This window comes from Caulobacter sp. AP07, from assembly GCF_000281955.1.
Taxonomy (GTDB): domain Bacteria; phylum Pseudomonadota; class Alphaproteobacteria; order Caulobacterales; family Caulobacteraceae; genus Caulobacter.
The window spans coordinates 1-8,504 of sequence record NZ_AKKF01000169.1; the positions used below are offsets into that span (position 1 = coordinate 1).

8 protein-coding genes are annotated in these 8,504 nt (G+C 71.8%); 3 read left to right on the plus strand and 5 right to left on the minus strand.

The window, feature by feature from the left end; all coding sequences use genetic code 11:
• The coding region (locus PMI01_RS14845; protein WP_007670203.1) for an SDR family oxidoreductase at nt 1–471 on the plus strand (471 nt) is incomplete at its 5' end.
• Nucleotides 472–476: 5 nt separating this feature from the next.
• The gene (gene rfbA / locus PMI01_RS14850; RefSeq protein WP_007670205.1) at nt 477–1,340 is read left to right on the plus strand and encodes a glucose-1-phosphate thymidylyltransferase RfbA; all 864 of its coding nucleotides are present in this window, start codon (nt 477–479) and stop codon (nt 1,338–1,340) included.
• A 106-nt stretch (nt 1,341–1,446) separates the two neighbouring features.
• Here the strand turns inward: rfbA and queG are convergent, their stop codons facing one another.
• From queG to PMI01_RS14875, 5 genes are all read right to left on the minus strand, one after another.
• Nucleotides 1,447–2,601, minus strand: a complete 1,155-nt coding sequence (gene queG / locus PMI01_RS14855; RefSeq protein WP_007670207.1) for a tRNA epoxyqueuosine(34) reductase QueG — start codon at nt 2,599–2,601, stop codon at nt 1,447–1,449.
• The gene (locus PMI01_RS14860; protein ID WP_035036392.1) at nt 2,582–3,268 is read right to left on the minus strand and encodes an FtsZ-binding protein FzlA; all 687 of its coding nucleotides are present in this window, start codon (nt 3,266–3,268) and stop codon (nt 2,582–2,584) included. Before PMI01_RS14860 ends, queG begins: the two co-directional genes overlap by 20 nt.
• Before the next feature lie 112 nt (nt 3,269–3,380).
• Nucleotides 3,381–4,838 carry a D-glycero-beta-D-manno-heptose-7-phosphate kinase gene (gene rfaE1 / locus PMI01_RS14865; protein WP_007670211.1) on the minus strand — a complete coding sequence of 486 codons (1,458 nt, stop codon included), beginning with the start codon at nt 4,836–4,838 and terminating at the stop codon, nt 3,381–3,383.
• 67 nt (nt 4,839–4,905) lie between these two features.
• On the minus strand, nt 4,906–5,844 hold the full coding sequence (locus PMI01_RS14870) for a cation diffusion facilitator family transporter (protein ID WP_007670213.1): 939 nt from the start codon (nt 5,842–5,844) through the stop codon (nt 4,906–4,908).
• 149 nt (nt 5,845–5,993) lie between these two features.
• Nucleotides 5,994–7,091 carry a citrate synthase/methylcitrate synthase gene (locus tag PMI01_RS14875; RefSeq protein ID WP_007670215.1) on the minus strand — a complete coding sequence of 366 codons (1,098 nt, stop codon included), beginning with the start codon at nt 7,089–7,091 and terminating at the stop codon, nt 5,994–5,996.
• A 76-nt stretch (nt 7,092–7,167) separates the two neighbouring features.
• Here PMI01_RS14875 and PMI01_RS14880 point away from each other — a divergent pair, with 76 nt between their 5' ends.
• On the plus strand, nt 7,168–8,322 hold the full coding sequence (locus tag PMI01_RS14880) for a citrate synthase (RefSeq protein WP_007670230.1): 1,155 nt from the start codon (nt 7,168–7,170) through the stop codon (nt 8,320–8,322).
• The last annotated feature ends 182 nt before the right edge of the window (nt 8,323–8,504 follow it).

Here is an 8,504-nt window from a genome sequence, read left to right on the forward strand (position 1 = left end):
GCGGTGGCGGCGGCCGGCGGCGCGGCGATCATCCTGCGGACCTCATGGGTTTACAGCGCTTATGGCGCGAACTTCGTGAAGACCATGCTGCGCCTGGCCGCCGATCGCGACGAACTGGGCGTGGTCGGCGACCAGCACGGCCGTCCGACCTGGGCCCGCGACTGCGCCGAAGCCGCCTTGGTCGCCATCGACGCCCTGGCCACTGACCCCGGCCTGGCCGGCGTCTACCACCTCAGCGGGGCCGGCGACGCCACCTGGGCCGACCTGGCCTCGGCCGTCTTCGAGATCTCGGCTGAACGCGGCGGACCGCGCGCGCGCGTGCGCGCCATCACCACCGACCAATATCCCACCCCCGCCAGACGTCCGGCCAATTCACGGATGGACTGCGGCAAGATCGAAGCCGCGCTGACCTGGCGCTGCCGTTCCTGGCGCGAGAGCCTGGCGGCCTGCATGACCGAGATGGAGTTCTAGTCGCCATGAAAGGCATCGTTCTCGCCGGCGGATCCGGTACGCGCCTGCACCCCCTGACGCGGGCGGTCTGCAAGCAGCTGCTGCCGATCTACGACAAGCCCATGGTCTACTACCCGATCAGCACCCTGATGCTGGCCGGGATCCGCGACATCCTGATCATCTCCACCCCCAAGGACGTCCCGCTGTTCAAGGACCTGCTGGGCGACGGGTCGGACTGGGGGGTGCGCTTCGAATATGCGGTGCAGGAAACCCCGCGCGGCCTGGCCGACGCCTTCATCGTCGGTGAAAAATTCATCGGCGACGACAAGTGCGCCCTGGTGCTGGGCGACAATCTCTATTTCGGCCACGGCCTGAGCGAGGCCCTGATCGCGGCCTCGGAGTCGGAGGCCGGCGCGACCGTCTTCGCCTATCATGTCCACGATCCCGAGCGTTACGGCGTCGTCGATTTCGACGCCGAGGGCCGGGCGGTCTCCCTCGAGGAGAAACCGGAGAATCCCCGATCCAACTGGGCGGTCACCGGGCTCTATTTCTACGACCGCCAGGTGGTCGACATCGCCCGTGACCTTCCCCCCTCGCCGCGCGGCGAGCTGGAGATCACCGACATCAACCGGCTCTACATGGCCAAGGGCCAATTGTCGGTGTCCAAGCTGGGACGCGGCTACGCCTGGCTCGACACCGGCACCCACGACAGCCTGGCCGAGGCCACCGACTTCATTCGCGCCATCGAGAAGCGCCAAGGCCAGAAGGTCGGCTGTCCGGAGGAGGTCGCCTTCAACAAGGGCTGGGTCTCGGCCGAGCAACTGACGGCGCTCGGCGCGGCGATGGGCAAGACGGAATATGGCCAATACCTGATGCGGTTGGCGGGCTAGGGCGTTTTCGAGCGAAGCGGATACCGGTTCGCGTGAAGAAATCGCGCCGAAACAAAAAGCCTAGAGCGCCCGGCCTGATGCAATCAGGTCGGGAAACGCTCTAGGCTCAGAGCGCGTCCATGGCCCTCGCGGCCAGGGCGCGCCACTCTTCGATGACCTCGGGGTCCTGTTCGGTCGCCGGTGGCCCCTGAAGGCGGCCTCCGACGCGCCCCAGTCGCCCCGTCGCCCACACCGCCGCGCCGCGCACCATCGGCGACGGATCGGCCAGCAGCGGTTCGACCACCGCCATCAGACCGGCGTCGCCGCTGTTGCCGATCGCGTAGAGCACGTTGCGCACGAAGCGGTCGCGACCGATGCGTTTGACCGGGCTCTTGGAAAACAGCGCCCGGAACGACGGATCGTCCAGCCCCGCCAGCCGCGCCAGGTCCGGCCCCTTCAGGGTCTCGCGGGCGTGGAAGGCCATCTCGCTGGAAAGCTGGGCGAACTTGTTCCACGGGCAGACGGCGAGACAATCGTCGCAGCCATAGATGCGGTTGCCCAGCGCCTCGCGGAACTCGACCGGGATCGGGCCCGACAGCTCGATGGTCAGGTAGGAAATGCAGCGCCGGGCGTCGAGGCGGTGCGGCGCGGGGAAGGCCTTGGTCGGGCAGATGTCCAGGCAGGCGCGGCACGAGCCGCAATGGTCGACCTCCGGCGGGTCGGCCGGCAGGTCCAGCGTCGTCAGCACCGAACCGAGGAACAGCCACGAGCCGAACTGGCGCGACACCAGGTTGGTGTGCTTGCCCTGCCAGCCCAGGCCGGCGCGCTGGGCCAGCGGCTTTTCCATCAGGGGCGCGGTGTCGACGAACACCTTCACCTCGCCGCCGAACCGGCCGTGCATCCAGCGGGCCAGGGCCTTGAGCCGCTTCTTGATCACCTCGTGATAGTCGTCGCCCTGGGCGTAGACCGAGATCGCCGCCCGGGCCGGGTCCTCCAGGGCGATCAGCGGGTCGTGCTCGGGGCCGTAATTGACGCCCAGCACCACCGCCGTCCGGGCGTCCTGCCACATGGCGGTCGGGTGGGCGCGCCGGTCCAGCGTCTCCTCCATCCAGCCCATGGCCCCGTGGAAGCCCTCGGCCACGAACTCGCGCAGCCAGCCGCCGTTGGGCCAGGCGTCGCTGGCGCTGGCGAACCCGCAGGCGTCGAAACCCAGCCGCAGAGCCTCGGCGCGGATTTCGTCTCTCAGCGTTTCGTTCGGATGGCTAGAAGTCGAGATCGTCATAGTGCGCGGCCGGCGCGAGGCCGGGCCAGCGATCGGCCAGGATGGGCCGGAAGGCCGGCCTCGACTTCAGCTTCATGTACCAGGTCTTGACCGCCGGGAAGTCCTTCCACGGCACGTCGCCAAAATAGTCGATCACCGACAGGTGGGCGGCGGCGGCGAAGTCGGCCAGGCTCATGCGGCGTCCGGCCAGCCAGTCGCGGGCGTTCAGCAGACCCTCGATATAGTCCAGGTGCTGGCGCAGGGCGTCGCGGCCCCGGCGCAGCGACGACAGGTCCGGCGCGCCCAGCCGCAGCAGGCGCTTCTCCATCTTCTCGTGCAGCAGGAAGCCGTTGACCTCGTTGTCGAACTTGCGGTCGAACCATTGCAGCAGGCGGCGCGCCTCGGCCCGCTCGCCCGGCTCGCGGCCCAGCAGGGCCGGTTCGGGCTCCTGTTCCTCGATGTGTTCGAGGATGGCCCGGCTCTCGCAGATCACCGCCGTGCGCTGGTGCCGGGTCTCGACCAGCACCGGGGTCACGCCCGACGGGTTGAGCTTGGCGAACTCCGGCGGCGACTCCCAGTAGCGCACCTGCGCCTCGACGAACGGCAGGCGCTTCTCGCCCAGGGCGAGCCGCACCTGGCGGGAGGCCGGGTCCAGGGGGAAGTGATGAAGGGTTCGTTCGACGCTCATGCCCACGCGCATTCAGGCTGCATCGTTTGATCGATGCGCCGCTTTGCTTAACAACAGCTTGCTGAACGCTGTTTATCGACCGCGTTCATGGTCAAAATGCGGGCAATCCGCCTCAAGCCTTGGCGTTCATCCGGCCGATCAGGTTGGTGGTGCTCTGGCCGGGCTTGAGATCGGCCAGCAGCACGCGGCCGCCGTAGCCCAGCACGATGTCGGAGCCGACCACGGTCTCGACCGTGTAGTCGGCGCCCTTGACCAGCACGTCGGGGCGGAAGGCCTCGATCAGGGCGCGGGGGGTGTCGTCGTCGAACAGCACCACCAGGTCGACCGACGACAGCGAGGCCAGCACGGTGGCCCGCGCGCCCTCCTTCTGCACCGGCCGGGTCGGCCCCTTCAGCACCTGCACCGAGGCGTCGGTGTTGAGGCCGACGATCAGCCGATCGCAGGCGGCCCTGGCCTGGGCCAGCAGCGAGACGTGGCCGGGGTGCAGCAGGTCGAAACAGCCGTTGGTGAAGCCGACCTTCAGCCCCCGGGCCCGCCAGCCGGCGACGATGGCCAGGGCCCCGTCCAGGTCGGCGATCTTGTCCTGGGCAGGATCGGCGTGGGCCCCGAGGCTCAGGGCCGTCAGCTCGTCGGCGGTGACCACGTCGGTGCCCAGCTTGGCCACCACCAGGCCGGCGGCCAGGTTGGCCAGGCGGGCCGCGTCCAGCGGACGCGCGCCGCAGGCCAGCGCCAGCGCCAGGGTGGCGGCCACGGTGTCGCCCGCCCCTGAGACGTCGAACACCTCGACCGCCGTGGCCGGCAGGTGGACCGGCGCCTGGCCGCGGATGGCCAAGGTCATGCCCGCCCCGCCCCGGGTGACCAGGGCGGACGACAGGTTGGGCGCGGCGGCCAGGATAGCGTTGGCGGCCTCGGCGGCGGCCTCGTCTCCCGCCCCGGTCACGCCGGTGGCCTCGGCGGCCTCGCGACGGTTGGGCTTGATCAGGGTGGCGCCGTCATAGCGCGACAGGTCGCGGCTCTTGGGGTCGACGATCACCGGCTTGCCGGCCGCGTTGGCGGCGGCGATGGCGGCGCGCAGCACTGGCGCGCCGAGCACGCCCTTGGCGTAGTCGGACAGCACCACCACGTCGACCTGTCGCAGATGGGCGTTGAACGCCGCCAGCAGGGCCGCGTCGTCGACGTCGCCGCAGTCCTCGCGGTCGGCGCGCAGCATCTGGTGCGAGCCGGAGATGTAGCGGGTCTTCTCGGTGGTCCGGCGCTTGGGATCGACGATCAGGGCCGAATCCAGGCTCGGCTCGCGGTCGATCAGCCCGGCCAGGACCCGGCCGGCGTCGTCGTCGCCGACCACGCCCACCAGCACCGCCCGACCGCCCAGGGCCGCGACGTTGCGGGCCACGTTGCCGGCCCCGCCCAGCATCACCGTCTCGCGCTCGACGGCGATCACCGGCACCGGGGCCTCGGGCGAGATGCGCTCCACCGCGCCATAGACGAAGCGGTCCAGCATGACGTCGCCCAGCACCAGCACGGTGGCGCCCGCGAAGGCTCTCGGCAGCTTGGCCAGGGTGTCGTCCATCAGGATCGTCGCTCGTCTCGTGGAGGAAGAGGGCCATTTGGCCCCGCGCGCGCCGGCTCGCAAGTCTTCAGAGCGGCCCGGCCTCGCTGAACGCCCCGGCATGCGGCTCGGCGACGCCGCGCGGATCGGGGTGGATCAGGATGTCGGCTGTCGGAAACGCCGCCAGAACCCGGGTCTCGGCCTCGACCATCAGGGTGTGGGCCAGGGCCAGCGGGGTGTCGGCGTCGAAATCCATGTGGGCCTGGATGTGGATGTTCGGTCCCGAGGCCCGGGTACGCAGCTGGTGCACGCCCCGGACGCGCGGGTCGCCGGTCAGCAGGGCCAGGATGCGGGCGCGGTCGTCGTCGGGCAGTTCGCGGTCCATCAGCTGGTTGGAGGCCTCGCGGAACACCCCGATCGCGCCCCAGACCAGCCAGGCGGCGATCAGCAGCCCGGCGGCGGCGTCGACCCAGGTCAGGCCCAGGAAACCGGCGGCGGCGATGCCGACCAGGCTGACGGCGTTGGCGGCCAGGTCGGCGGCGTAGTGGGCCTTGTCGCCCGACACCGCCACCGAGCGGGTCCGGCGCATCACCTCGGCCTGGGCGCGGATCAGGGCCAGGGTCAGCAGGATCGAGACGACCATCACCACGACGCCCAGGGTCTCGGCGGCGATGGGCTTGGGATGGATCAGGCCCTTGATCGCCTCCTGGCCGATCAGGGCGCCGGACGCGAAGACCAGGCCCGCCTGGGTCAGGCTGGAAAAGGCCTCGGCCTTGCCGTGGCCGAAGCGGTGCTCGGCGTCGGGCGGGGCGGCGGCGTAGCGCACGGCGAAGAAGGTCACCAGCGAGGCGATCAGGTCCAGGCCCGAGTCGGCCAGCGAGGCCAGCATGGCCACCGAACCGCCGGCCAGCCAGGCCGCGCCCTTGATGGCGATCAGGATCGCCGCCACGCCCACCGACAGGGTGGTGACCCGGCGGGTGAGGACCAGGGTTTCGGCGGCGGTCAGGGCGGGACGGGGGGCGGACATGGGCCCTGTTTAGCAAGGGCGGCGATGCAGCCCCAGCGAGAACGACTCGCGCGAGGGGTTCGCACATCGGCTGGGGACACACACTCACGGCAGAGTCTTTGCCAGCCGGCCAGAGCCTCGCCGTGAGTGTGTGTCCCCATTCGTGGCCCCTACGCCGCCTCCCGCGTCCTTGGCCCCACATAGACCGACTGCGGACGGATCAGCTTGCCGGTGGCCAGCTGCTCCCGCGCGTGGGCGATCCAGCCGGCCGCGCGGCCCATGGCGAACACGCAGGTGAAGCTGGCCGGCGGCAGGCCCAGGGCCTCCAGCAGCAGGGCGGTGTAGAACTCGACATTGGTGTCCAGCGGCCGGTCGGGCTTGTGCGCGCGCAGGATCCGCAGGGCCGCCTGCTCGACGGCCTCGGCGAAGGCCAGCCGGCCGGGCACGGCGTTCGAAGCCAAGCTCGCGTTTTGGGCCAGCTGGCGGATCGCCGCCTTCAGGGCGTCGGCGCGCGGGTCGCGGACCCGGTAGATGCGGTGCCCGAAGCCCATCAGCCGGTCGCCCCGGTCCAGGGCCGCTACGATCCAGGCCTCGGCGTTGTCCGGCGTCCCGATGGCGTCGAGCATGTCGATCACCGGCCCGGGCGCGCCGCCGTGCAGCGGTCCCTTCAGGGCCGAGATCCCGGCCAGCACCGCCGAGGTCAGGCCGGCCCGGGTCGAAGCCACCACCCGGGCGGCGAAGGTCGAGGCGTTGAGGCCGTGGTCGCAGACGGTGACCAGATAGGCGTCCAGCGCCCTCGCCTCCCCGTCCGTGGCCGGAACCCCGCGCGTCATCCGCAGCACGTCGGCGGCGTGCGACAGGGCGGCGTCCGGGGCGACGGGTTGCTGGCCGCCGGCGACCCGCAGCACGGCCGGGGTGAACACGGCCGGGGCGGCGACCAGCAGCAGGGCGGTGTCCAGGCCGTCGCCGTCCGGCAGGCGGGCGATCAGGGCGCGAACGGCCTCGACCGGGTCGCGGCGGGCCAGGCCCTCGTCCAGGGCGGCGACCTCGGCGAAGGCCCGGACCCGGGCGGCGCCGAGGGCGGGCGCCAGGTCGGACGGCATGTTGTCGAAGAAGCCGTCGAGCAGCAGGTGGGCGACGTCCTCGAACCCGGCGCGGTGGGCCAGGTCCTCGACGGCGTAGCCGCGGATGGTCAGGCGCCCGGCCTGGCCGTCGACGTCGGAGAGCACGGTGTGGGCGGCGATGACGCCTTCTAGACCTTCGGACATGGGAAAGGTCTCCTTTCGCCCCCAGTCCACGCCCATGAGACTTGATCGTCAATCTTGATCAATATAATCAATATAAATGGCCGATTGGATCGACGCGGAACAGGCGATGGCGACCCTGGGGGTACGGGCCCAGACGCTGTACGCCTATGTCAGCCGGGGCCGGGTGGCCGCCGCCGCCCATCCGGACGATCCGCGCCGCAGCCTCTACCGCGCCTCCGACGTCGCCGCCCTGGCCGCCCGCAAGGCCCGGGGCCGGCGCGCCGCCGACGTGGCGGCCGAGGCCATCGCCTGGGGCGAGCCGGTCCTGCCCTCGGCGATCACCACGGTGGCGGGCGGCCGCCTGTTCTATCGCGGCCAGGACGCGGTCGACCTGGCCCGCATGCACAGCCTGGAGCAGGTGGCCCGGCTGCTGCGCGGCGGCCACGGCGCGCCGCTCAAGGGGCCCGAGCCGAAGAAACCCAAGAAGGGCGACACGCCGCGCGCCCGGCTGTTCTCGACCCTGGCGGTGCGGGCCGGGATCGACCCGCCGGCCCGGGGCCGCGCGCCTCTGGCCTTGGCGATGGAGGCCGCTGGCCTGCTGGAAGCCGCCGCCGACGCCGTGGCCGGGTCGATCGGCGACGGCCCGATCCATCACCGCCTGGCCCAGGCCTGGAAGCTGGACGCCCAGGGCGCCGACCTGGTCCGCCGGGCCCTGGTGCTGCTGGCCGACCACGAGCTGAACGCCTCGACCTTCGCGGTGCGGGTCGCGGCCTCGACCGGCGCCTCGCTGGCGGCCGCCTCCCTGGCCGGGCTGGCGGCGCTGTCGGGGCCGCTGCACGGCGGCATGGCCGCTCGGGTCGAGATGTTCGTCGACGAGGCCGAGCGGCGCGGCCCGGCCCGGGCGGTGGCCGAGCGCCTGGCCCAGGGGGCGGCCATGCCGGGCTTCGGCCACCCGCTCTATCCGGACGGCGACCCGCGCGCGGCGGCCCTGCTGGCCGCCTTCGCCGTCCCGCCGATGCTGGCCGATCTGCGCCGGGAGACCGAGGCCGCCACGGGCCTGCTGCCCAATATCGACTTCGCCCTGGTCGCGATGGCGCGGACCCTCGCCCTACCGGCCGACGCGCCGTTCAGCCTGTTCGCGGTCGGGCGGATGGCGGGCTGGCAGGCCCATGCGATCGAGCAGCTGCAGACCGGGCAGCTGATCCGGCCGAGGGCGCGGTACGTGGGGGAGCGTCCGGTGACGGGCGGCTGAACCAGAGTTCCTCCCCCTGTGGGGGAGGCGGCGCGAAGGCGCCGGTGGGGGGAGCGGACCCACCTCGGCAACCTCCCCCCTCCGTCGGCTGCGCCGACCCCTCCCCCATAGGGGGAGGAACTGACCGCTAGGCCCGCTCGTGAACCGCCTCCTCCGCCGTCAGCGGCTGCGGCAGCCGCGAG

Bases quoted from the DNA above. Each gene is read 5' to 3' on its own strand.
- rfbA (WP_007670205.1), top strand. From the start codon at position 477: ATGAAAGGCATCGTTCTCGCCGGCGGATCCGGTACGCGCCTGCACCCC.
- queG (WP_007670207.1), bottom strand. From the start codon at position 2,601: ATGACGATCTCGACTTCTAGCCATCCGAACGAAACGCTGAGAGACGAA.
- PMI01_RS14860 (WP_035036392.1), bottom strand. From the start codon at position 3,268: ATGAGCGTCGAACGAACCCTTCATCACTTCCCCCTGGACCCGGCCTCC.
- rfaE1 (WP_007670211.1), bottom strand. From the start codon at position 4,838: ATGGACGACACCCTGGCCAAGCTGCCGAGAGCCTTCGCGGGCGCCACC.
- PMI01_RS14870 (WP_007670213.1), bottom strand. From the start codon at position 5,844: ATGTCCGCCCCCCGTCCCGCCCTGACCGCCGCCGAAACCCTGGTCCTC.
- PMI01_RS14875 (WP_007670215.1), bottom strand. From the start codon at position 7,091: ATGTCCGAAGGTCTAGAAGGCGTCATCGCCGCCCACACCGTGCTCTCC.
- PMI01_RS14880 (WP_007670230.1), top strand. From the start codon at position 7,168: ATGGCCGATTGGATCGACGCGGAACAGGCGATGGCGACCCTGGGGGTA.